We start from the raw sequence: 21,759 nt of genomic DNA on the forward strand, positions 1-21,759 counted from the left end.
TTTCGACAACTGGTTCGGATTCTGGTTGAGAATAGTCGATCGACTCTACTGTTTCTGAAACTTCTAGATTTTCGACAATCGGTTCTGGTTCATGATGCTCGATCGACTCTACTGTTTCTGAAACTTCTAGATTTTCGACAATCGGTTCTGGTTCATGATGCTCGATCAACTCTTGTCTTTCGACAACTGGTTCGGATTCTGGTTGAGAATAGTCGATCGACTCTACTGTTTCTGAAACTTCTAGATTTTCGACAATCGGTTCTGGTTCATGATGCTCGATCAACTCTTGTCTTTCGATAACTGGTTCGGATTCTGGTTGAGAATAGTCGATCGACTCTACGGTTTCTGAAACTTCTAGATTTTCGAGAACTGGTGCTGGTGGAGAAGGTTCTGGGAGTCTCTCACTTTTATAAAAAACATTTTTTACAAAAGTGAGCATCCTGCTTGCTTGTTTAGATATCTGTAGCGAGTAAGATCCTCGGGTTTCTGTGACACCCAAACTGAGATGCTTCGCTTCACTCAAATCTACGGTTTCTGCAACTGGTTCTGATTCTGGTTGAGGATGTTCTATCGGCTCTACGGTTTCTGCAACTGCTTCTAATTCTGGTTGAGGATGTTCAATCAACTCTGCGGTTTCTGCAACTGATTCTAATTCTGGTGGAGAAAGTTCTATCGGCTCTACGGTTTCTGCAACCGGTTCCGATGCGGAATGAGAATCATAAACCAACTCTTCAGTTTCTGCAACTGGTTCCGATGCTGAATGAGAATCATAGAGAGACTCTGGTTTATTTGAAACGGGCAGATTGTCCGGGATGATCGTCGGTTGTGATTCCGATTGATGAGAATCCGTGATCGAATCTTGAATTTCTGTGGCTTCTTGGAGATTTCGATCGACCTCCGGTTCGCTGTGAACCAGATTTTCTGCCGGTTTCTTTTCAGCCGCTGTCAGCCTTAAAAACACATCTTCCAGAGTAGCGCGAGAGCGACGCATTTCGCAGAGTCCGAATCCAGAGGCGAGGATAGCTGTAGCAATTTCTCGTCCGGGTTCTCTTTCCGGTTCGCACAAAGCCCGCAGGCGGTAGCGATTCACTAAAAATTGATTGCTGGGAATCAATTCGACCGATCGAACTCCCGGCAAATTTTCCAAAGAAGGCAACAGCAGACTGTTTACCAAATCTGCCTCGCCTTCGACTTCGAGTTCGTAGCCCTCTCCCACCGCCAACTCTCCCATCAAATTTTCGGGACTACCTGCAGCGACGATTTTTCCGCGATTGATGATGGTGACGCGGTTACAAGTCATGCTGACTTCCGGCAGAATGTGCGTGGAAAGGATGATTGTGTGCTGGCCGCCAAGACTTTTGATTAAATTGCGGACTTCGATGATTTGTCGGGGGTCGAGGCCGACAGTTGGTTCGTCTAGGATAATCACTGGGGGGTCGTGGACGATCGCCTGCGCGATACCGACGCGCTGCCGAAATCCTTTAGAAAGCTTGCGAATTAAAACTTTGCGTTTATCAACCAGGCCGCAGCGTTCGATCGCGGAGGTAACTCGTCGCGCGCGATCGCCCGCAGGTACTTGCTTGATCCGGGCGACAAAAAACAGAAACCCTTCCACAGTCATTTCTGGATACAGTGGCGGGTTTTCCGGCAGATAGCCGATGCGCTGTCTGACGGCCATCGAGTTTTCGTGAACATCCATGCCGGCGATGCGGGCCGTACCGCTGGATGCCGGCAAATATCCCGACAAAATCCGCATGGTTGTGGTTTTGCCAGCGCCGTTTGGTCCCAAAAAACCGAGAATTTCTCCTGATTCGACCGAAAAAGACACGTCCGCGATCGCTGCGGTCGAACCGTAAGTTTTGCTTAAGTGTTCTACTTCAATCATTTGTCAGAAGTCACGCGATTTTAGATTTTAGATTTTAGATTTACTTTGCCAACCACAGGCGGGACGCCTGTTCCACGAAGGGGAGAGTCCCGCCCGATCGGCGGGTCGATCGAAATTTATGGCGAAATTTTTAATTTGATTTTGTCTTCCAGTGTAGTCTGGCAAGAACCAAATCTATCATAAGGGTCGATCGGACTTTGAAGCAAAATGCTAGGTAGTAGGGTGCCGAACCCGGAAATGATTAGCCCCTGTACATCGAATCGCTACCAACTGACGCACCCTACCAGAGTCCGTGCCTAACCGAACCCTCAAGTAGCTGGCTTCGCTACAGAGGCGGGGCTGTTTCTAAGTTGAGTAGCGCTTACGCGCCCCTCCGCGTAACGCGCCTTCGCGGTTCGTTCAAAAAAATCTCAACTCCTTTTCCAAATCTTGATTTCCCCCAACCAACCCGCACTAACAATAGTCTTGCCATCGGCGCTAATCGCCACAGCACTAACGTAGCCAGCATGACCGCTCAAATTACCTCTCAATTCGCCCGATCGCACATCCCAAAGTCTCACACTCTTATCCCAACTGCCAGTAACCAGCGTAGTGCCATCCCGACTGAAAGCCACCGACCAAACTCCGTCAGTATGCCCGCTTAAACGCCGAATTAACTGCCCGTTTGTGGCATTCCACAAACCGATTGTACCGTTGCTATTTCCCGCAGCTAAACTCTTGCCGTCGGGAGTAAAAGCTAGCGACAAAACAGCCAAGTTTTTGCCGCTAATGGTGCGAATTTCTTGACCCGTAGCTAAATTCCAGAACTTAATAGAACCGTCTTTGCTGCCGCTAGCTAAAGTTTTGCTATCTGGACTGATGGCAACTGCATTCACCAACCCAGAATGCCCGGTCAAAGTCCGCAGCAATTCCCCCGTTTTCGGGTTCCAAATCTTAATCGTTTTGTCCCAACTACCGCTGGCTACAAATTGACCATCAGGACTAACGGCAACGCTCGAAACTGCATTGGAATGCCCGCTAAAAGTGCGTACAACCGCGCCAGTTTCTAAATTCCAAATCTTCACCGTTTTGTCGTCGCTGCCGCTAGCTAACACCTTGCCATCCGCACTCGCAGCCAGTGCGTTTACGGCTTCCGTGTGACCTTGCAGGGTAGTTTTTAATTGCCCGCTGGGAAAATTCCAAACTGAGATAGTGCCGTTGCTATTTCCTGTGGTAAAATAAGCTGAAGCTAGGGCAAGGGAACTGACAACTTCGGAAGGCCCTTTGAGGGTATTGGTGGCAGCAAAGGCGATCGCACTTGCGGGCGTGCGGGGCGCATTATTCGCAGGAGTTTTCGGGTTTCCGGCCGTAGGAGATTGGGGAACTACTGGCAGGGAAATAGTCGATCGCCATTTCATGAAAGTATTGATTTCTATTCCCGCCGCCACGATTTTATCGGAATTTTCCTCTAACCTGACAATGCCGTTAATTGCGACAAGTCGCCCCGCGTCATCGAGCACCGGCCCGCCGCTCATGCCCGCTCTCACTAAGTTATTGTATACCAAAGTATAACCGTTCCAGGGAGTTTGGCGGCCGGTAAGCTGACCTTCCGTAGCGATGAAAATCGGCTGTCTCAGAGAACCGCCGGATCTCGGCCAGCCAGCCACATAAGCCTTGTTTCCCTTAGTTGCTGCGGAATTGGCTAATTGAGCCAGGGGGTAGCTTTGAGTGCTGCTGAACGGCACGATCGCCAAATCCGCACCGGGCATTCGCCGCACGAGGCTGTATGATACAGAGTGAGCTTTGCCGTCAGGAGTTACAACCTCGTAATCGCCGGCTTTATCGACAACGTGCCAGTTTGTGAGAATATAGTATGTGCTGCCTTGTTTCTCTAAAATTACTCCTGAACCGCCTTTTGGCCCCTGGATGCGAACAGTAATTTGTTGGGCAACGGTTTTAACTTTGTCGGCGGTTAATGCGAGGGCGATTTGAGGTGATGTCAGTGGAATAAGGGCGATCGAACTCAGGGCGATCGTAGCACTCAAAATAGCCGGAATTGTTCTGCTGTAATTCATTTTTGTGTCAATTTAACATACCCACATATCCACTGACGCATAACTTTTCCGGTTTGTGGCATATTTACAACGCCAAAACGCCTGCGCGATCGAACTTTCGACATTCGCACAAGCCTCAAAATATTTTACACAGCCCTCTGGCTAGCAGAAAAATTTAGAATCGGGAACCGCACCTAGCCTCAACAATCGCAACTGGCTGATCTCTATTTTTTTCTCGGCAAATCAGAATTTGAGCCAAACGCTGCTCGGAATAAAACCCATTAGCCATCCAGCCGATAGGTGCGCCCGCGATCGCGCCGACTGCTAAACCAGTGATGAGGCTCCAAATAAGATGCTTTCTGGCGATCGGGTTTTGTTGCATAAAAAATTATCCTAAAGACTTACCCTTAGCAAAAGTAGCACAAATAAAAGTTAGTTTCTTCCCCCTATGTACTTATTTCCTAAGAAGTAATCCATACTAAGTAGGGTGCGCATTGCGCACCTTACCCATCACTACCCATAACTAAGTATGGTGCGGAAATTTATGCTAAATCAAACAGCAAAAATTCAGCATCTTCCGTAGCTTCAATCGCCACCTCAGCCTCCCCGCTAACCGCCGCAGCGTCGCCATTTTTCAAGGTCAAACCGTTCAGCAAAACCGAGCCGCGAGCCACTTGCACCCAAGCATGGCGATTCGGCTGCAAAGCATGAGAAACCCGCGAGTCTTTATCCAAAACAGCCGCATACAAATCAACATCTTGATGCACTTTCACAGCACCATCTCTCGCATCTCGTGCAGCCACTAAACGCAGTTTTCCGTGCCTTTCTGTTAGGGGAAATTCGCGCTGCTCGTAACTCGGCTGCAAGCCTTTTGTATCAGGTAACAGCCAGATTTGCAACAAATGAACTGGGTCTGTTTGCGAGCTATTGAACTCGCTGTGCTGGATACCCGTACCTGCACTCATCCGCTGCACTTCACCGGGTTTAATCACTGCACCAGTACCCAAACTATCCTTGTGTTCTAATGCTCCTTCTAATACATAAGTAATGATTTCCATGTCGCTGTGTCCGTGAGTGCCGAAACCTTTACCGGCGCTAACGAAATCCTCATTAATTACCCGCAAAGAGCGAAAATTCATAAAATTTGGATCGTAATAGCCGGCAAAAGAAAATGTGTGGTAACTGTCCAGCCAACCGTGATTTGCGTGTCCTCTTGCTTCACTTTTTCTGACGGTAATCATTTTCTGAATCCTCAGTGAAATTTATCGGGTGTTTCTTTGATGTTTTTATTTTAAACTGAGTCAAGCTATTATGGATAGTACGCACTTAAAAGTGCGGTACTTACCAAAAAGATACTATGCAAGTCCAAGAAGTAAAAGTCGATCGAGCAAATTGCCCGGTAGAACGCACTCTAGAGGTGATTGGCGGGCGCTGGAAAGTCTTGATTCTGCGGGAGTTGTTTCCAGGAGTGAAGCGCTTTAACGAGCTGCAACGAGCTGTCAACGGCATTACTCAGAAGATGCTGACGCAGCAACTGCGGGAAATGGAATCAGACGAGATTGTGCACCGAGAAATTTACCTGCAAGTGCCGCCAAAAGTTGAATATTCGCTAACGCCTTTGGGCGAAAGTCTCAAACCGATTATTAATGCCATGCACGAATGGGGAATTCAGCATATTAGCGAAGATCGAGAATGAGCGGTTTCTAGATGTTTTTTTTCCCTCTTCCGACAGATTTCAAATTTTCAACCTAGTTCAACAATAATAATATGAACAACATAGAGCGTCTCGCCACCCTCAACCGCATCCGCAAACTCAGCCGCCTGATGGATACCGCCATTGGCATCCCCGGCACTAAATTTCGCATTGGTTTAGACCCCATTATCGGTTTAGTTCCGGGTGCTGGGGATATCGTAGATACCGCGTTTTCCGCCTACCTAATTTATTTAGCAACTCGATTCAACATCCCCCAAAAAACTCTAGGCAAAATGGTTTACAACATCGGTCTAGAAGCCGTGGTTGGTTCAGTACCTTTAGTGGGAGATATCTTCGATGCTTTTTATAAATCAAACATGAGAAATCTGGCGCTTTTAGAAGCACACCTCGAAGAAGTTGAACCCGAACTAGCCGCAGTTGCAGAACCTATTCCTCAACCTATTAAAATGTAGGGCTGGTGTCACAAACAATAATTGTAAATAACCAACAATCTCTCAAACCTGCCCCCATCAAACGAAAAATCACAATGTATATTTTCCGCATTCGATCCAAATTTAATGTTGATGCGGGTTGTCTATTCTGGGGGGCGGGTTGATCGAGATTGTTGGTACTCGTCAGATATTATTCGTAAAACCAACGCTTACGAAATAATTACTGATGTCGTTTAACCGCTTCCACCAAAGCAATAACATCCGCTTCCAAAGTATTAAAAGCCGTTACCAGTCTAACAGTACATTCATCCCAGCGATAAAACAGAAAACCCTCCGCTAAAACCGCTGTAATTACCGATTCGGGAAGTTGAATAAAAATCTCGTTAACTTCAACCCGATGGCAAAACTTTGCTCCCTCAACTCCCGCCAAACCTTGGGCTAATTTGGCGGCCATATTATTTGCATGAGCCGCATTCTTTAGCCACAAATCATCCGTTATATACGCTTCTAACTGCGCCGACAAAAATCGCATTTTCGAGAATAGATGCCCGCTGCGCTTGCGGTAAAAAGGGAAAGTCTTTGCTAATTCTGGATTAAAAAAAACCACAGCTTCCGCAGCCATCGCGCCGTTTTTTGTCGCTCCAAAGGATAGAATATCCACACCGGCGCGCCAAGTGACATCCGCGGGAGAACAGCCCAAACTAACAACAGCATTGGCAAAGCGGGCTCCATCCATGTGTAGGTTCAAATTGTGGCGGCGAACCACTTCCGAAATATGGGAAATTTCGGCTGGATTGTAGACTGTGCCGGCTTCCGTTGCTTGAGTGATGCTGACGGCTGCGGGCTGTACGTGATGGACGACACCTGCACCAGCGCGATCGAGTATTTTTCCTAAAGTCTCTGCCTCTATTTTACCATGATTTCCTGTTACTGTCACTAACTTTGCACCGCCTGTAAAAAACTCCGGTGCGCCGCATTCATCTACATTAATATGAGATTCCCCGTGACAGTAAACAGCCCCGTAAGGAGGAGTAACAACCGCCAGGGCCAGAGCATTAGCAGCCGAACCAGTTGCTACCGGAAAAACAGTCACCGATGTCTCGAACAAATCTGAAAATTTAACTTGCAAACGCTGTGTATATTCATCATCTCCGTAAGACATTACAGCACCGCAATTAGCCGCTGCAATCGCCGCCATAATCTCCGGCGAAACCCCGGTTGCATTGTCGCTACAAAAATTCATTAGAATAATTGGTAAATAGAATCTATAATATAACTCAACGCTCAACAGTCAACACTCAAGCATTAAACCAAGAGGAAGAATTATGGCAGAATACCGCCAAATAGAATACCGCATCGGCAAAGACGGCAAAATTACCGAAACCGTCCTCAACGCCACCGGTTCGAGTTGCACCGAAACCACCGCGGGAATTGAAAAAGCTCTCGGAAAAGTAGAATCTCAAGACTTGTTGCCAGAATACTACCAAGGCGAAGAAAATTTGGTCGTTGAACAAACGCAGACTTTAAAACAAGTTTAGAAGAGTTAAAGATGTTTGAGATCCTCGGTGCAACACTTGATGTAACAACAGTGCCTGCCTTCAGCTTCGCGCTGGCTGTCGGGGGCATTTTTCTAATTTTAGTCTACCTTTATGCTGCATCTGAGGCGGGAGATGCGATCGAGTTTAAGTACGATAAAATTCTGCGGGAACGCATGAATCAGCTAGACATTCTCGATTGGCAAGACTTAGGCGAAAAAGCAGGCTTAAGTCGCTTTGCGGTGCGCTTAGTGCGGCAGGGAGACGTGGGAAAACTCACGCTAGACCAACTGAGGCGGCTGGCAACAGTGCTGAATTTGAATTTTCAAGAGTTCGATCGCACTTTGCTCGCGCTGCCAATATCGGCTACAATCACAACTAATCCCAGCGAAATAGAAGAATTGAGGCAGCAGTGTTTCCGGCTGCGGGAAGAACTGCAGCAGCAAAAAGCTCAACTAACTGCCGATTTCCGCCGCGCTACCTTTGAACAGTTACAAACTTTGTTAACAAACTATCCCGCCGCCCGCAAAATGGCAGAAGCCAAGCCGGATATGCCCGCCAAAAATCTCTCAGCTTTGTTTACTCCCTTAGAAAATCTCTTATCAAGCTGGGATTTTCAAACAATCGGTTCTGCGTGGGAACAAACTGCTTACAATCCGCAGTTGCACCAGCCGGATGTTGAGGATATAACCGAAGGAGAATTAGTTTATATTCGATTTGTAGGCTATCGGGAGGGAGAGCGAATTCTTACTCCGGCTAAAGTTAGTCGCACCCTGCCAGCGGGAATGAAAAATTAATTTTTAAATTTTAAATCAACATGACTACAGTTGCCATTGACTTCGGCACCAGCAATACGGTTGTCTGCATTCTTAACCCGGATACGCAAACACCAGAAACTTTGAGATTGGGGGAGATGTCCCGCATTTTTAAAACGAAGAATTTGAGCGGAGATGTTCGAGAAATATCTGTAGTGCCGACTTTAGTGTTTGTGAAGAATGCCGGAGAGTTGGTGTTGGGAGAAAAAGTGCGATCGCAGCGTTTGGGACAATCCCAGCCAGAGCGCTTTTTCAAAGCTTTTAAACGCACTTTAGCCGCCGACTTTCAGCCGCCACCCCGCAATCTCGACGGCGAAACCTACACAGCCGAATCAGTAGCCGAACAGTTTATTAAGACTATTTGGAAACAATTATATTTACAAAATATACACCCAGAAAAAGTAATTTTTACAGTACCCGTCGGAGCATTTGAGCGATATTTAGATTGGTTTCGCGACTTAGGAGAAAGTTTGGGAGTGGCGGAAATTCAGGTAATAGATGAATCCACAGCCGCCGCCCTGGGATATGCAGTAAAACGCCCCGGCTCTCTAGTTTTAGTAGTTGATTTTGGTGGCGGAACTTTAGATTTAAGTTTAGTCCGTACTGCTCTAACCCCCCCCTTACCCCCCCTTGCTAAGGGGGGGAGAAATCTCGCTCCCCCCCTTAGCAAGGGGGGGCTGGGGGGGGTTCGTGCCGAAGTATTGGCAAAATCCGATGCTTATGTCGGCGGCGAAGATATTGACATCTGGATTGTCGAAGATTATTTGCGGCAAATTGGTTCGTCGCGGGCAGAAGTCGGCCCAGTTGGCTGGCAAAACTTATTAGAAATAGCGGAAAAATTAAAAATTCAGCTTTCTCAAGTTAATGAGGCGAAGGAAAGTTGGTTGGACGATGAAAATTTCATGTCTTACGAATTGCAGCTAAACCGAGAGAAGCTTGAGGAAATTCTGGAATCTAGGCAGTTGTTAGAACAGTTGCGGGAAAGTTTAGATGAAGTGCTGAGTATTGCAATGGGAAAAGGTATCGGCAAAGCAGATATAGAACAGGTTTTGCTAGTAGGAGGAACTTCTCTAATTCCTGCTGTATCTAATTTAGTGGTTTCGTATTTTGGGCGGCAAAAAGTCAAAGCTGACAAGCCGTTTGAAGCGGTGGCGCACGGTGCTTTGGCCTTGACACAATTAGCGAGTGTTGACGATTATTTGCGTCACAGCTATGCAATTCGTCTCTGGGAACCTTATACTAAAGCTTATGCTTATTCGCCGATATTTAGCAAGGAAATGAAGTATCCCTGCCAAAGTTCCGAAGAGTTGACGCTGCAAGTGGCAATTGAAGGGCAAAGGGAAATTCGGTTAGATATTGGGGAAGTTGCGGAGGTATCGCAAGCGGAGGTTATTTTTAACGAAAAAGGTCAAATGACGAGCAGTTGGCTCAACAAACAGACAGATTTTCGCTCTTTGGACAGCCACCACCAGCAGGTTTGTGTGGCGCATTTGAATCCGCCCGGGGTATTGGGAATTGACAGGGTTTCGGTGAGTTTTGAGGTGGATGAGAGGCGGGTTTTGTTGGCGACGGTGCGGGATTTAGTGACTGGTAAGGTGTTGGTGGAAAAAGGGGCGATCGCCAAACTGCAATAATGGTAAAATTTTTAGATAACATTCGGATATTGAAATCGGTACTACACAAACTCTCGTCCGGATGGTGCGCGGACGGAAGAATATTTATTTAAATCAAATTTATGCCGCCATGAAAAAGCAACAAAATAAATTCAGCCACCTGACGGCAATCGAAAGAATTTATCTGTCATTTCCGGCAAGATTTTTATTGGATAAAAACTTGCTGCAAGGCAAAGTCTTAGATTTTGGGTGCGGATTGGGCAGCGATGTTAGATTGTTGCAGCAAAAAGGCTTGGATATTACGGGTTATGACCCTTATTATTTCCCAGAATTCCCCGAAGATAAATTCGACACAATCATTTGCTTTTATGTTTTGAATGTTTTGTTTCCTGAAGAACAAGCTAATGTCCTGATGGAAGTGTCGCACCTGTTGAAACCGGGAGGTAAGGCATATTTGGCGGTGAGAAGGGATATCAAAAAAGAAGGCTTCCGAGAACATTATGTCCACAAAAAACCTACATATCAGTGCATTGTCAAACTTCCATTTAAGCCAGTTCACCTAGATGAGTCTTGCGAAATTTACAAATATGTGCATTACAACCATCAAAGAAATTCAACTAATAACTGCATATTCTGCAATCCGTATAAGAACCTAATTTTGCTAACTGAATCAGCAACAGCTTATGCGATGTTTGATGGTTATCCCGCCAGCAAAGGTCATGTTTTAATCATCCCCAAGCGTCACGTCGCCAATTATTTTGAACTGCCGTTTCGAGAGCAATCGGCTTGCTGGTTTATGGCTAATAAGGTGCAAGAGATGTTAAGTAAAGAATTTCAGCCTGACGGGTTTAATGTGGGAATCAATATTAATAAACAGGCTGGTCAAAGTCGCAGTCACGCGGCTATTCATGTTATCCCGCGTTACAATGGCGATGCGGCTGGGAATAAAGGCGGAATTAGGTATGTGATTCCCAAGAGTGAAAAATAAAAGTTAGCCAATTGTGAAAGGAATTATTTTTTACCGCAGAGGCGCAGAGAACACAGAGGAATAGAGAAGAGAGGAATTCATAATTTTTGTAAGGATTGTTATATTTGAGCAAACGGCGAGCAAAATAGAGTTAAAATGTGTTTGCAAGGTCTAAAACTACACATTAGCAGTAATTTGGTGTTCTGTTTATGTCTAAGCGCAAAAAGCAAGAATGGCTCAAGGAAACTCTAGAGCTTAAAGAAGACCACAATTGGAAGTCAAAGCCTGGAACTCGAATTTTTGTAGCAGGAAGAGGTGCTGTCCGCTTTGATGTCCCTGAAGATTGGCATTTTGAACCGGATACTAAGTCGTTCCGGTTTACGGATAAAAAGCCGCCGGATGATGATTGTTGTTTGGAGGTTTCGTTTAATTTGCTACCCCCCGGTAACTGGGCAGATTTTCCGCTAGTGCCACTATTACAGAAGGTGGTTGAAGATGATACGCGAAATCCGATCGCTCCTGGGGACATTATCCAATTGAAGCGGCAAACTGCCCGCATTGTTTGGACTGAATTTAAGTTTATCGACCCTCCAGAGCAGCGGGAAGCTTATTCGCGAATTTGTATTGGATTGGGTTCTAATGTTCAGTGTTTGATTACTTTTGATTACTGGGTTGACGATGCAGAGCGTTTGACTCCTGTCTGGGATACGGTGATGGATTCGTTAGTTCTGGGTTTGTTTATTAGCGACCCTCGAACGGGGTTCGCACGTCCAGACTAGACCGATTTTCTGGGAATCTTTCAACCACTAATTTTGCTAAGTGTTGAATTGGCAAGCCCTCAGCCAGTAAATTTAGAACCTACATTAAACTTTACAACCGCTTTGCCATGTAAATATCTGGCTTGCCAATTCCGTTCGCGTCGGGCATCACTCCCACGATCGCAAAACCCATTTTTTGATAAAATTCGTAGGGATGACCGCCCAAGTTTCTAATTTTGGCGATGTGTTCCCAAACGTTAGGATAAAGATTGATGCCTGAAAGAGTGGTTTGATTGTCTTCGTCGTCGGTTCCCACCCACAGCACGATCCCTCCCCGGTTTTTAGCTTCGGCTGCCAAATCAGCTACGAGCGATCGACCAATTCCTTGTCCGCGAAATTCTGTTCCCACTACCAGCGGGTGCAGTTCCCAAACATTACCGTCATACTGTTTAATCCCGCCAATCCATCCCAAAACTTGATTGTTGTCGCCGACAGCAATTCGACTGATGCGATCGGCTCCCAAAGATTCTTGCACTTCTTGCAAAGCAGAATTTAGATCGGGCCAAGCATCGGGCCAATGCTCTTTAAAACCTTCAATTATTAATCGAGCTACCTGTTGAATTTTTGGCTCGTCAACCGCACGCAAATCTGTAATTTGTACGTTCATGAATTTACATACTAAATCAAGGATTACGGACTAATACGCTCACAAACCGGATTTTATAACCGGGGTAAACGGCAAAAACTAAATATTATTAATAGTCTTCACGCTCCTTATGTTCTCAAAGGGAAAAGTTATTATTGGAAAGTTGCGATCGCCAATTCCCCGCAAAATACTAACACAAGTGCCGTACAATTATCCCACCATCCGGCATCAACCAACCTGCTAACCCCATGCTTTGCGATTACCTGGTACAAATCCTCACCGCCCGCGTCTACGATGTTGCTCAAGAAACACCCCTAGAAGTAGCCCCGAATCTATCAGCACGGCTCAACAATAAACTTTTGCTGAAGCGAGAGGATATGCAGTCGGTGTTTTCATTCAAACTGCGGGGTGCGTACAACAAAATGGCGCAACTGTCGCCGGATTTGCTAGCACAAGGTGTGATTGCAGCTTCCGCCGGCAACCACGCCCAAGGAGTCGCCCTCGCAGCCCGCCACCTGGGAACTCGCGCGATCATAGTCATGCCCGTAACGACGCCGCAGGTGAAGGTAAATGCGGTGATAGCCCGTGGTGGAGAGGTAGTCTTGCATGGGGATGCTTACGATGATGCTTACGCCTTTGCGCGTCAATTAGAGGCGGAAAAAGGTATGACTTTTATTCACCCTTTTGATGACCCCTACGTGATTGCTGGACAGGGTACGATCGGGATGGAAATTCTGCGGCAACATCAAAAACCAATTCACGCGATTTTTGTGGCAATTGGTGGCGGCGGATTGATTTCGGGAATTGGGGCTTATGTCAAGCGGTTGCGGCCGGAAATTAAGATTATTGGAGTCGAACCGGTGGATTCCGATGCAATGAATCAATCGCTGAAAGCGGGTAAACGGGTGCGTTTGTCGCAGGTGGGTTTATTTGCTGACGGCGTTGCGGTGCGGGAAGTTGGGGAGGAAACTTTTCGGCTGTGTCAGGAGTATGTGGATGAGATTATTTTGGTGGATACGGATGATGTTTGCGCGGCGATTAAGGATGTTTTTGAAGATACGCGATCGATCTTAGAACCTGCTGGCGCTTTGGCAATCGCAGGTGCGAAAGCTTACGTCGAACGGGAACAAATCGCAGGAGAAACATTAATTGCTGTTGCTTGCGGCGCGAACATGAATTTCGATCGGCTGCGTTTTGTAGCAGAAAGAGCCGAGTTTGGCGAACGCCGCGAAGCCATTTTTGCAGTCACAATTCCCGAACAAGCTGGCAGTCTCCGCAGGTTTTGCGAGTGTCTTGGCAAGCGCAATTTAACTGAATTTAGCTATCGAATTGCGGATGAAAAAGAAGCACATATTTTTATCGGCGTGCAAATTGAAAACCGTGCCGATGCGGTGAAGATAGCCGCAAGTTTTGAAGATTGTGGCTTCAAAACTTTGGATTTAACTGATGATGAATTAACGAAGTTGCACGTGCGGCATATGGTGGGCGGGCGTTCGATGCTGGCCGATCATGAATTGTTTTATCGCTTTGAGTTTCCCGAACGTCCCGGTGCGTTGATGAAGTTTGTCGGTTCGATGAGTCCTAACTGGAATATCAGCGTTTTTCACTATCGAAATAATGGCGCAGATTACGGGCGAATTGTGGTGGGAATTCAAGTACCGCCCGATGAGATGAAAGAGTGGCAGGCTTTTTTGGATACGCTGGGCTATCAGTATGGGGATGAGAGTCAGAATCCGGCGTATAAGTTGTTTTTGAGGTAGTTTGGTTGGTGGTCTTGAAACAAATTAATATTTATGAACGTACTCAAAAAAATATTGCCGTTTTTTTTGATGATTTTTGCTGTTGCTGTTGTGGCAGCAGTTGCACATTTTGCGATCGAACAACTTTCCAGCCCAGTCAGTTATTTTCAACCTGTGGATACCAGAGATGGTGCAGAGTTGTACAAAAAAGAACTACCCAACGGAAATGTGGCTTATTTGCAAGTTATTAACGTCGAAAAAATGCAAATAGACCAGCTAATTGGAGAGGTGGATCGGATGGCTTTCAATAAAGGATTGTATTATCAGGGAGAAAACAAATATTACAGTCCTTTCTTTAAAAGCAAGTTATTCTCTGAAGTTAGAGGAGAATACAAAAAACTTTACGCTAACGATGTTTTTTCCGTGATTAACTGTTCTTTTTTTGAACAATACGAACGCAGCACGCAGCTATCTTTTCCTATCAAATTCAACGGTCAAGTTATTACTGGCGGTAACGGCCTCTACGGCCCCGTCAAGAAACCAAAAGATGGGCAGTATAAAAATGTTCGATTGAAAGCTTTGGTGTGGAACGATCGAGAAGCATATATCACAAATTACGAACCGCAAACCGGAACGCCATTGAATCAAAAAGAAGTACAAAATGCACTTGTTACTTACGAATACAAGCACCATCCAGCTAAACTCATATCTAAAAATCCCGCAAATAGGTATCATGTCATCGGTACGCTGGACAAAGATGGTCGCAAGGGTAATGAATTGCTGGCAATTATCACAGTTAATGAAGCGACATTAGATGCAGCAGCTAAGTTAATGCGAGAATTCGGAGTGAAAGGAGATATAGTGACGATCGACGGCGGACTCTCAACTTATCTATTCAATCCTAAAATCGGCGAAATTATGTTGCCTCAATCAAATAATATTGCCACTCGCGAACTGCCGCACTATTTAGGATTTAGGAATAGAAAATCTCAGACAGCTTCACCAAAAATATTGGTGGCTCAACCAGCAAGAAAAGTGCAGGTGGAAGCAAATAAACCTTATTTGATTTTGTGGAGAGACAATATTCAGGATGAAGTCAAGATTGACCTGTATCAAGAGAATAAGTCGGTTGAAAGCATAGCCAACCGCGCGAGTAGCGATGGGGTTTATGAATGGAAACCTAAGATTGCTGTAAAATCAGGGTCTTTGATTCGGATTTCAAGTGTTAAAAATGCCAAGGTGTCTGGGGCTTTGCAGTTGTGATTGTTGTTGGCAAAGAAATCTCATGGCGATCGCAATTTCCGCACATCCTCAATACTGAGTCCGGTTGTTTGACCGATAGTTGCATCATCCAGGCGATCGAGCAATTGCCGCGCGAGCGAATCTTAGTTCGCATCTTAGTTGCGATCGCGCGGCGGTATGATATTCCTTACGTTGAAACGATTTGGTAGTTGCGGGCGATCGCACTTTGGCTAAAAGATGCTATATTTTGAGGAATACATAAGTTAGATTGGTAATTGACAAAAGAAGTAAAGTCTTAAATTGCCACGAATACTGACACACTGCCATACACCTACAGACGCTCTTATGTCTATCTAAGTGTAATACTTCTCTAATCGAGTTGTTAAGATTTGGTCAAATCTCGGCAGTACAATGGACTCAAGATATTCAGTATTGAAAGGATCTTCATCAGTCAACTTGATGATTTCTTTAAACCAACTGAAATTATTACTTGATTCAGGCAACCAATCTATCATCTTCCTTAAGTTAATTATATCTAGCTGTCTATATCCACTATCAATTCTTAGAGAACTGACAAAAGTATTCATAAACTCCAAAAAATCATACTTTTTTAACTCTTCACTGCTAGAATAATAATTAATTCTATGTTTCAGGGCAGTTTCTAATTTTTTTACATGTCCTCTAAAAATTGATTGGCTAGATAAACCAGTTAGCTCAGAAACTGATTCTATAATCAGAAGAGCGAGGAACATTTCTCTCAGTTTTTTGAGCCTATTATCAGGATCGGTCTCAAATGATTCGATTTGATAGTCAGTTACAAGAAAAAGCTTTATTCTACTTCTGATTAGAGTTTTAATTATATCTACTTCGATTTCGTCAAAAGACTTATTAGCATGAAAAATGAGAAGATCTAATAAACAATGAGCTTTATTGGGATTACCTAAACCTTCTGTATTGCCTACCGTTGAATCAAAATGACTGAAAGCGTGCCCAATAGACAATATTCTCGGACAGGCATAGGGGTGATTTGATTCATAAATAATGCCGTGTTCCAATGCACCGTAAAGACTGTCATTTATCTCATTAAGCCTCCTTCCATCCTGTCTTGTTGGCAATAAAAATTAATAAGTCTAGGATTGGCGAACGTCCTGAGATTCATCAGCCTCGATCTTTCTAAATCTTTATCATATACTTTCCTGTAATAAGTTTTGCTAGTTTCACTTATATCAATCCAATAAGCTAAAATCATTATCAATGCAGTTTTAATATATCTAATTTTTTCAAATTTATTTTTGCCTTCTAAATTTAGAGCAATGCTAATATCAGGGAGTTGAAACTTCATATCATTATTGAAAATGATTTATATAGAAATACGCCGACAAAAATACATTGGTAGATATTTGCCAGCGTAAAAACGTCAATCAAAACTCAAAGTTTAATTTATAGAGTTAACTGCTTTCGATATTTGTTGGGTTCCATTCACCTGTTTGGTAATCGAAGGCACGTAATTTGTGACTCCGTTGTATGAGTCAGCAGATTTGCCACTATCGCAGCATCCAAAAGTGTATTTTTTCATTTGTTCTCCTTGTATAATAAGCTTTACTGATCGTTGCCAGTCAGAGAGAGCTAAACAATAGCTCCTGGCTTCAGCATATACTAGACCGATCGCACAAAAAATGTAAAGGAAAAAAAGTGGGAAAAAGTTGGAACTTCCTAAAATTCGGATGCGAGGCTCAAAAAGTTGGAAAAAGTTGGAAAAAGTTTGGTATAGTAACCATACCTATCTTACCATTCCACCTATGGACAGTCCTCCGATATTGCAATTTGTCGATAAAGCTGTCTGGGCCAAGACAGGCAAACATCTAAATAACTTGCAGCGGGGGATTATTTCGGGAATACTGAATCGTCAAAGATATGCTGACGTTGCAGAAACTTATGGTTATAGTTCCCAACACGTTAAAAAGGCTAGTCACGAGCTTTTGCAAATGTTATCTGAAGTCTTTGGTGAACAAGTTAAGAAAAGTAATCTTGAATCAGTCCTAGAAAGGCATATAAATCAGAATATAACAACTTTGGGTAATAATAATACCTTTAAAGATAGTAACAAAATTAGCTACATTAACAATTGTTCTAATCCCTCCACTCCTACCTCAGATGAAAGTCAGCCGCAAAATCCCGACTTGCAGCAGAAAAGCAAAAATAAAACTAAGATTGAAACAATTGATAAATTACGGCAGTTTGGCTTGAGCGACGAGCAAATTGCAGAAGCGCTAGATATACCTTTAGAGCAGGTTAAACAGGTGGACTTTGAGGAGTAAAGTCTGGTACAGTAATAAAGAGGTAAGTTTTGAGAATAAATTAGGAGAATCAATTGAAAATCAAAATTATCATTCACGAAGCAGAAGAAGGCGGATTCTGGGCAGAAGTTCCTGCTATTCCTGGCTGTGCAACAGAGGGAGAAACCTTCGAGGAACTGCTGCAAAACCTCTATGAAGCAATCGAAGGTTGCCTTAGTGTAGATGTTGAATCCATCGAGACAAATGAGCGAGACAAAATTATGGAGATTGCGATATGAACTCCATGTCGGGCAAAGAGCTAGCCAAGCTGCTAGAACGTAATGACTGGATATTATTAAGAGTTCAAGGCAGTCACCACATCTACGGTAAAGCGGGAAGCTCAATCCGAATTTCCGTGCCAATTCACGGTAATAAATCTTTAAAAGTTGGATTACTCAGACACTTGTTAAAACAGGCGGATTTATTGGAAAATATCCATCAAAATACCAGCACAGTTGAAGAGTCAAATAGTGACAATAAGGCGGCGAATGAATCTGATTCGATCTGTGAAGAACAAGAATGAAATTGCCTCCATATTGGGATGAAAGCAACAACCCAGCCTACAAGCTATTTTGGGAAACGATCGCACATCCCTGGAATAAACGTTTCGCCGTCAATCGGTGGAGTATGTTCGGACATGGCAACAGCAGCATCTATCTTAACTCGTACAGTATCGATCCACTGGCGATCGGCGCGATCGTACTCATCTAACAATCGCAAAGCAACTTCACAACACAAACTAGAATCATCGTGCCAACTCATAGGCAACATTCGTGATGCGGCCGCGCCAGTAGGGCAATAGCGAGCCATCAGGCAGTTGCCACGCCACCTCACCCGATCGATCGCGGAATCCGCATACCGTCTCGCAATTCGTAGTCCCAGAAGCGGCCTTGCCAGGGCGCAAACACCAGTCCCCCGTTAACTGTACGGGCGCGGGCCTCGGCGCGGACAGTGGCGATTAGCCCTGCTTCATCAAAGCGGAAATCCAGGGAAACAGCGGTGTCGCCATCCTGTAGCGTTGCTCTGGCCGAAGAATTGTCGATCGCCTCCCAGCGAACACCCTGACTCGGCAGCAGTCTCGTCGGATACCAAGCCGCCTCCGCGAAAAAGCGCATCAGTTCCCCTTGTGCCGCTTCTGGAGTGCCGCGGAGATCCGCCAGAGTCACCAGGCCAAGCAGCGCCGCATGGAGGATGCCTTCGCCAGAAATGTACGCATCATGAACAAACGCATTGATACCGGGCATCATGGCAATTCGCCCGTCCCAGTCAAAGCCAGGGCGCTGAGTAATTACGAGTTGAGTTGAGGTGAAGGCGCTCCATTTTTCTGCGGTTTCGCTCATGTTAAACGTGCCTTCGTGGGAAACCCGCGCTGTTGCAATTAGCGGTTGTCCATCCTTCAGCACCGCGCGAAAGTAGCGCTGCACTGGCTGGGGTAAATCGGCGATTTCCCGCGCATCAAATGTCAGAGGTTGAATCGGCAAGCGTGCAGATTCCAGATTTGCTGGCAGTTCCTTGGTACCGAGATGCCAGCGGTATGCTCCAAGGGCGATCGCGCCAACAATGCCAACTACAAGCGCCAGGATGATTAGTACGATCGCCGATCGCCACATGGTGATTCCTCTTGGTACCTAAAAACGAGTTAATCAAGGGCGAGTCTTAAACCCATCTACCGACTACAACTCTCAGCGTTCCATCTGCCAAAGTTTCCTCTTCTTCAACATGAAAACCCTCTGACTGCACCGCCGCCATCAAAGTTTTCCGCGCGTATTTTTGACTAATTGAATTGATAAATTCCTGCTGATTAATTCGAGCGCCCCAAAAATCCGCCACCAATTCGTAATCCTCTCCGTTGCGGCGAAAACCCAAATCGTAACCATTGGATTGCCGAATCACGTACTCCGCATTAGTTTTGTCACCCCGATAACCCCGTACCTGCACATTGGACTCTACTTGATAACCTAACTCTTCCAACACTTGATGCAGCAGTTCGCCGTTTTTGATCTGAACCTTGATAGTTGTGAAGTGTGACATATCACTTTCGGATTTTTGTGTAAAACGCTGATTTGATTATAATAGCATAAACTGCAACAGTCAATAAGCTAGAACTTGCGCTCTTAAACGAGGTTTGAGCGTCAGCGAAAGCAGCCAGGTTACAAGCCCCCGGATTCATCTGTGCAGAAATTAAAAACATAGTATCCGATAACAATTCCCCAGATTCATCCGTGAGTTCGCTTTCTTCAATTATCCAATTCTTCAAATCTAAAATCTAAAATCTAAAATCTAAAATCGTATGATGGCCGACAATCCTAACCAACCCAGAGAATATGATGCCGTCCTCGGCGTTCAAAGTCAAATCCCGATCGCCGACGCTGTTTTGGGAGGCATCGCCGGGGTCAAGCAGCGCTTCAACAGTCCTAGTATCGAGTCGCGGATTGCCGCTGTTAAAGATGCTCCTAAATACGGAGGCGCTGGTTTAAATTTAGCAATTGAGGCGCTGCTTGACCCCGCACCAGAAGTGCAGCGAGTTGCTTATTTAATGTTGCGATCGAGGACAGAACCTTTAGTCAGCCAAGCTTTAAAAGAATTCGTCCCTTACAAGCTTTTTGACTGCATCCGCACGGTCAAAACTGGGACAAATGTTGCGATTAGTCCCGGAGGATTTCGCACGGCGAGTTTGCACGGCAAAATAATTAGAATTTGCGATGTAGATACAGGAGAAATACTCTATACTGTTGACAAGTATCCCCGCGCTCAAGAAACTTTTGTATTTTGCAAAGAAAGCGAAGTTTTTGTGAGAAGCAGAAATACTCCGAAACACCGTGCGATCGAAATTTGGCAAGGAGGAGAATTGCGGCATACTTCCCTCGGACATGAAGAGGAAATTAGCGCAATTGTCATCAGTCCCGACAGTCAAGTTATCGCCAGCGGTTCGGCAGATACTACTATCAAAATTTGGAATTTAGAGACGGGAAAGTTAATCTGTACTTTTGGTAATCATTTAACTTGGGGAGCTGATCAAGCAAGAATTATTAGTCTTGCTTGTAGCCCGATCGCACAAACTCTCGCTAGCAGCAGTTCTGACGGTACATTTAAACGGTGGAGTCTCCGCAGCAAAGCAGGAATTGTTAGTCTTGCTTTCAGCCCGATCGCACAAACTCTCGCTAGCAGCAGTTCTGACGGTACAATTAAACTGTGGAACCTCCGCAGCAGAGAATGCTCTCAAACAATTAAGGGTTACGCGAATTGTCTGGCTTTGAGTCCAGACGGGCAGACTTTAGCTACTGGCGGCTGGGACAGAAATATCCAACTGCGGCAGCTATCGAATCCAGATAGTTCAATCACTTTGGCAGGGCATTTTAACTCGATAAATGCGATCCTCTTTAGTCCCGACGGGCTCACTGTTGTCAGTGCTAGTGCCGATGGTAATATCAAATTTTGGAATGCCAGTACGGGCGAAAATTTTTACACTCTCAGCGGACATCAAAACTCTGTTACTTGTCTTACTTTTAGCAGCGATGGCGAAACTATTATCAGTGGTAGTATAGACAAAACTGTCAAAATTTGGGGAGTGAATTGAAGAAAGTTCGGCAACGGATTCTGTAACGGATGTAGCGGATGGAAGAAATAGAGAATAGGGAATAGGGAATAGGGAATAGGGAATAGGGCAGAAGGCAGAAGGCAGAAAGAAGAGGGAATCGACCTCATGATTTTCACAAATTAAGTACCTCCTAACCATTCAGGGGCTGCCTATATTTCAATTTTCCCGATTCCCTCTTCCTCGGTGCGTGAATCTACGCAAAACCATATAATAAATTTACAATCTCAGTTCTTGTGCAAGCCGAAGATTGCGGAACTTCTTTTTGCAATAGTACAAATAGTTACCGTAAAAATACCGACTGGCAGGCATTATTCAGCTTATTATCAATTTGTGAACTGTGGTCAGAAAGCCTGAGCAAGGGGCAATTCCTGAATATTTTAAAGTAGCTTTAATATATTGCATCTTGGTCGGATGAGTATTCCTGCTAATTGTAATATTTGACTTAAA

At 45.0% G+C, this 21,759-nt stretch carries 25 protein-coding genes; 14 read left to right on the forward strand and 11 right to left on the reverse strand.

Annotation, left to right across the window (positions count from 1 at the left end; genetic code table 11):
- The 4 genes from QUB44_RS31205 to QUB44_RS17360 all read right to left on the reverse strand — a co-directional run.
- Positions 1-1,885 (reverse strand): ATP-binding cassette domain-containing protein (locus tag QUB44_RS31205; protein ID WP_445299902.1); only part of this gene is annotated, 1,885 nt, incomplete at its 3' end.
- A 410-nt stretch (positions 1,886-2,295) separates the two neighbouring features.
- On the reverse strand, positions 2,296-3,939 hold the full coding sequence (locus QUB44_RS17350; protein ID WP_333369583.1) for a WD40 domain-containing protein: 1,644 nt from the start codon (positions 3,937-3,939) through the stop codon (positions 2,296-2,298).
- A gap of 154 nt (positions 3,940-4,093) precedes the next feature.
- Entirely contained in the window at positions 4,094-4,300 is a 207-nt protein-coding gene (locus QUB44_RS17355) for a hypothetical protein (protein ID WP_333369584.1), read from the reverse strand.
- Positions 4,301-4,460: 160 nt separating this feature from the next.
- A complete protein-coding gene (locus QUB44_RS17360) occupies positions 4,461-5,159 on the reverse strand; it encodes a pirin family protein (protein WP_333369585.1) in 699 nt (232 codons plus the stop codon).
- A gap of 116 nt (positions 5,160-5,275) precedes the next feature.
- Here QUB44_RS17360 and QUB44_RS17365 point away from each other — a divergent pair, with 116 nt between their 5' ends.
- Both QUB44_RS17365 and QUB44_RS17370 read left to right on the forward strand, forming a co-directional pair.
- A complete protein-coding gene (locus tag QUB44_RS17365) occupies positions 5,276-5,614 on the forward strand; it encodes a helix-turn-helix domain-containing protein (protein ID WP_333369586.1) in 339 nt (112 codons plus the stop codon).
- 71 nt (positions 5,615-5,685) lie between these two features.
- Positions 5,686-6,084: a DUF4112 domain-containing protein gene (locus tag QUB44_RS17370; protein WP_190743084.1), complete on the forward strand. Its 399-nt coding sequence runs from the start codon at positions 5,686-5,688 to the stop codon at positions 6,082-6,084.
- Between the two features lie 199 nt (positions 6,085-6,283).
- Here QUB44_RS17370 and QUB44_RS17375 read toward each other — a convergent pair whose 3' ends face one another.
- The gene (locus QUB44_RS17375; protein WP_333369587.1) at positions 6,284-7,306 is read right to left on the reverse strand and encodes a low specificity L-threonine aldolase; all 1,023 of its coding nucleotides are present in this window, start codon (positions 7,304-7,306) and stop codon (positions 6,284-6,286) included.
- Between the two features lie 82 nt (positions 7,307-7,388).
- Here QUB44_RS17375 and QUB44_RS17380 point away from each other — a divergent pair, with 82 nt between their 5' ends.
- The 5 genes from QUB44_RS17380 to QUB44_RS17400 all read left to right on the forward strand — a co-directional run bounded on the left by QUB44_RS17380 (position 7,389) and on the right by QUB44_RS17400 (position 11,772).
- Entirely contained in the window at positions 7,389-7,601 is a 213-nt protein-coding gene (locus QUB44_RS17380) for a DUF2997 domain-containing protein (RefSeq protein ID WP_006633566.1), read from the forward strand.
- Positions 7,602-7,612: 11 nt separating this feature from the next.
- Positions 7,613-8,395, forward strand: a complete 783-nt coding sequence (locus tag QUB44_RS17385) for an XRE family transcriptional regulator (RefSeq protein WP_333369588.1) — start codon at positions 7,613-7,615, stop codon at positions 8,393-8,395.
- 20 nt (positions 8,396-8,415) lie between these two features.
- Positions 8,416-10,047 carry an Hsp70 family protein gene (locus QUB44_RS17390; RefSeq protein WP_333369589.1) on the forward strand — a complete coding sequence of 544 codons (1,632 nt, stop codon included), beginning with the start codon at positions 8,416-8,418 and terminating at the stop codon, positions 10,045-10,047.
- 109 nt (positions 10,048-10,156) lie between these two features.
- A complete protein-coding gene (locus QUB44_RS17395) occupies positions 10,157-11,014 on the forward strand; it encodes a bifunctional class I SAM-dependent methyltransferase/HIT family protein (protein WP_333369590.1) in 858 nt (285 codons plus the stop codon).
- 188 nt (positions 11,015-11,202) lie between these two features.
- Positions 11,203-11,772 (forward strand): hypothetical protein, encoded by a 570-nt coding sequence (locus tag QUB44_RS17400; protein WP_333124450.1) that lies wholly within the window; start codon positions 11,203-11,205, stop codon positions 11,770-11,772.
- 91 nt (positions 11,773-11,863) lie between these two features.
- Here the strand turns inward: QUB44_RS17400 and QUB44_RS17405 are convergent, their stop codons facing one another.
- A complete protein-coding gene (locus tag QUB44_RS17405) occupies positions 11,864-12,418 on the reverse strand; it encodes a GNAT family N-acetyltransferase (RefSeq protein WP_333369591.1) in 555 nt (184 codons plus the stop codon).
- A gap of 206 nt (positions 12,419-12,624) precedes the next feature.
- Between QUB44_RS17405 and ilvA the strand changes: the two genes are divergently transcribed.
- From ilvA to QUB44_RS17420, 3 genes are read left to right on the forward strand one after another with little or no spacing between them, the layout of a single operon-like run.
- Positions 12,625-14,157 carry a threonine ammonia-lyase, biosynthetic gene (gene ilvA, locus QUB44_RS17410; protein WP_333369623.1) on the forward strand — a complete coding sequence of 511 codons (1,533 nt, stop codon included), beginning with the start codon at positions 12,625-12,627 and terminating at the stop codon, positions 14,155-14,157.
- A gap of 33 nt (positions 14,158-14,190) precedes the next feature.
- On the forward strand, positions 14,191-15,399 hold the full coding sequence (locus QUB44_RS17415; RefSeq protein WP_333369592.1) for a hypothetical protein: 1,209 nt from the start codon (positions 14,191-14,193) through the stop codon (positions 15,397-15,399).
- The gene (locus tag QUB44_RS17420) at positions 15,396-15,587 is read left to right on the forward strand and encodes a hypothetical protein (RefSeq protein WP_333369593.1); all 192 of its coding nucleotides are present in this window, start codon (positions 15,396-15,398) and stop codon (positions 15,585-15,587) included. Before QUB44_RS17415 ends, QUB44_RS17420 begins: the two co-directional genes overlap by 4 nt.
- A 144-nt stretch (positions 15,588-15,731) precedes the next feature.
- Here the strand turns inward: QUB44_RS17420 and QUB44_RS17425 are convergent, their stop codons facing one another.
- Together QUB44_RS17425 and QUB44_RS17430 are read right to left on the reverse strand one after the other, a co-directional pair.
- On the reverse strand, positions 15,732-16,493 hold the full coding sequence (locus tag QUB44_RS17425; protein ID WP_333369594.1) for a hypothetical protein: 762 nt from the start codon (positions 16,491-16,493) through the stop codon (positions 15,732-15,734).
- A 320-nt stretch (positions 16,494-16,813) separates the two neighbouring features.
- Entirely contained in the window at positions 16,814-16,954 is a 141-nt protein-coding gene (locus QUB44_RS17430) for a hypothetical protein (protein ID WP_333369595.1), read from the reverse strand.
- A 223-nt stretch (positions 16,955-17,177) separates the two neighbouring features.
- Between QUB44_RS17430 and QUB44_RS17435 the strand changes: the two genes are divergently transcribed.
- From QUB44_RS17435 to QUB44_RS17445, 3 genes are read left to right on the forward strand one after another with little or no spacing between them, the layout of a single operon-like run.
- Positions 17,178-17,696: a hypothetical protein gene (locus QUB44_RS17435; RefSeq protein ID WP_333369624.1), complete on the forward strand. Its 519-nt coding sequence runs from the start codon at positions 17,178-17,180 to the stop codon at positions 17,694-17,696.
- A 53-nt stretch (positions 17,697-17,749) separates the two neighbouring features.
- Positions 17,750-17,953: a type II toxin-antitoxin system HicB family antitoxin gene (locus tag QUB44_RS17440; RefSeq protein WP_333369596.1), complete on the forward strand. Its 204-nt coding sequence runs from the start codon at positions 17,750-17,752 to the stop codon at positions 17,951-17,953.
- The gene (locus QUB44_RS17445; protein ID WP_333369597.1) at positions 17,950-18,237 is read left to right on the forward strand and encodes a type II toxin-antitoxin system HicA family toxin; all 288 of its coding nucleotides are present in this window, start codon (positions 17,950-17,952) and stop codon (positions 18,235-18,237) included. The genes QUB44_RS17440 and QUB44_RS17445 overlap by 4 nt, the downstream gene beginning before the upstream one ends.
- Positions 18,238-18,281: 44 nt before the next feature.
- Here QUB44_RS17445 and QUB44_RS17450 read toward each other — a convergent pair whose 3' ends face one another.
- The 3 genes from QUB44_RS17450 to QUB44_RS17460 form a co-directional block, all read right to left on the reverse strand.
- Positions 18,282-18,476 (reverse strand): hypothetical protein, encoded by a 195-nt coding sequence (locus tag QUB44_RS17450; RefSeq protein WP_333369598.1) that lies wholly within the window; start codon positions 18,474-18,476, stop codon positions 18,282-18,284.
- A gap of 68 nt (positions 18,477-18,544) precedes the next feature.
- Complete coding sequence (locus tag QUB44_RS17455; protein WP_333369599.1) at positions 18,545-19,324, reverse strand: DUF6920 family protein; 780 nt, start codon at positions 19,322-19,324, stop codon at positions 18,545-18,547.
- Between the two features lie 46 nt (positions 19,325-19,370).
- Positions 19,371-19,745 carry a DUF1257 domain-containing protein gene (locus QUB44_RS17460; RefSeq protein WP_333369600.1) on the reverse strand — a complete coding sequence of 125 codons (375 nt, stop codon included), beginning with the start codon at positions 19,743-19,745 and terminating at the stop codon, positions 19,371-19,373.
- Positions 19,746-20,004: 259 nt separating this feature from the next.
- Here QUB44_RS17460 and QUB44_RS17465 point away from each other — a divergent pair, with 259 nt between their 5' ends.
- Positions 20,005-21,291 carry a WD40 repeat domain-containing protein gene (locus QUB44_RS17465; protein ID WP_333369601.1) on the forward strand — a complete coding sequence of 429 codons (1,287 nt, stop codon included), beginning with the start codon at positions 20,005-20,007 and terminating at the stop codon, positions 21,289-21,291.
- Positions 21,292-21,759 lie beyond the last annotated feature (468 nt).

The sequence above is a fragment of the Microcoleus sp. AT3-D2 genome, assembly GCF_036705715.1.
Lineage (GTDB): Bacteria > Cyanobacteriota > Cyanobacteriia > Cyanobacteriales > Microcoleaceae > Microcoleus.

Bases quoted from the DNA above. Each gene is read 5' to 3' on its own strand.
- QUB44_RS17350 (WP_333369583.1), bottom strand. From the start codon at position 3,939: ATGAATTACAGCAGAACAATTCCGGCTATTTTGAGTGCTACGATCGCC.
- QUB44_RS17355 (WP_333369584.1), bottom strand. From the start codon at position 4,300: ATGCAACAAAACCCGATCGCCAGAAAGCATCTTATTTGGAGCCTCATC.
- QUB44_RS17360 (WP_333369585.1), bottom strand. From the start codon at position 5,159: ATGATTACCGTCAGAAAAAGTGAAGCAAGAGGACACGCAAATCACGGT.
- QUB44_RS17365 (WP_333369586.1), top strand. From the start codon at position 5,276: ATGCAAGTCCAAGAAGTAAAAGTCGATCGAGCAAATTGCCCGGTAGAA.
- QUB44_RS17370 (WP_190743084.1), top strand. From the start codon at position 5,686: ATGAACAACATAGAGCGTCTCGCCACCCTCAACCGCATCCGCAAACTC.
- QUB44_RS17375 (WP_333369587.1), bottom strand. From the start codon at position 7,306: ATGAATTTTTGTAGCGACAATGCAACCGGGGTTTCGCCGGAGATTATG.
- QUB44_RS17380 (WP_006633566.1), top strand. From the start codon at position 7,389: ATGGCAGAATACCGCCAAATAGAATACCGCATCGGCAAAGACGGCAAA.
- QUB44_RS17385 (WP_333369588.1), top strand. From the start codon at position 7,613: ATGTTTGAGATCCTCGGTGCAACACTTGATGTAACAACAGTGCCTGCC.
- QUB44_RS17390 (WP_333369589.1), top strand. From the start codon at position 8,416: ATGACTACAGTTGCCATTGACTTCGGCACCAGCAATACGGTTGTCTGC.
- QUB44_RS17395 (WP_333369590.1), top strand. From the start codon at position 10,157: ATGAAAAAGCAACAAAATAAATTCAGCCACCTGACGGCAATCGAAAGA.
- QUB44_RS17400 (WP_333124450.1), top strand. From the start codon at position 11,203: ATGTCTAAGCGCAAAAAGCAAGAATGGCTCAAGGAAACTCTAGAGCTT.
- QUB44_RS17405 (WP_333369591.1), bottom strand. From the start codon at position 12,418: ATGAACGTACAAATTACAGATTTGCGTGCGGTTGACGAGCCAAAAATT.
- QUB44_RS17415 (WP_333369592.1), top strand. From the start codon at position 14,191: ATGAACGTACTCAAAAAAATATTGCCGTTTTTTTTGATGATTTTTGCT.
- QUB44_RS17430 (WP_333369595.1), bottom strand. From the start codon at position 16,954: ATGAAAAAATACACTTTTGGATGCTGCGATAGTGGCAAATCTGCTGAC.
- QUB44_RS17435 (WP_333369624.1), top strand. From the start codon at position 17,178: ATGGACAGTCCTCCGATATTGCAATTTGTCGATAAAGCTGTCTGGGCC.
- QUB44_RS17445 (WP_333369597.1), top strand. From the start codon at position 17,950: ATGAACTCCATGTCGGGCAAAGAGCTAGCCAAGCTGCTAGAACGTAAT.
- QUB44_RS17450 (WP_333369598.1), bottom strand. From the start codon at position 18,476: ATGAGTTGGCACGATGATTCTAGTTTGTGTTGTGAAGTTGCTTTGCGA.
- QUB44_RS17455 (WP_333369599.1), bottom strand. From the start codon at position 19,324: ATGTGGCGATCGGCGATCGTACTAATCATCCTGGCGCTTGTAGTTGGC.
- QUB44_RS17460 (WP_333369600.1), bottom strand. From the start codon at position 19,745: ATGTCACACTTCACAACTATCAAGGTTCAGATCAAAAACGGCGAACTG.
- QUB44_RS17465 (WP_333369601.1), top strand. From the start codon at position 20,005: ATGATGGCCGACAATCCTAACCAACCCAGAGAATATGATGCCGTCCTC.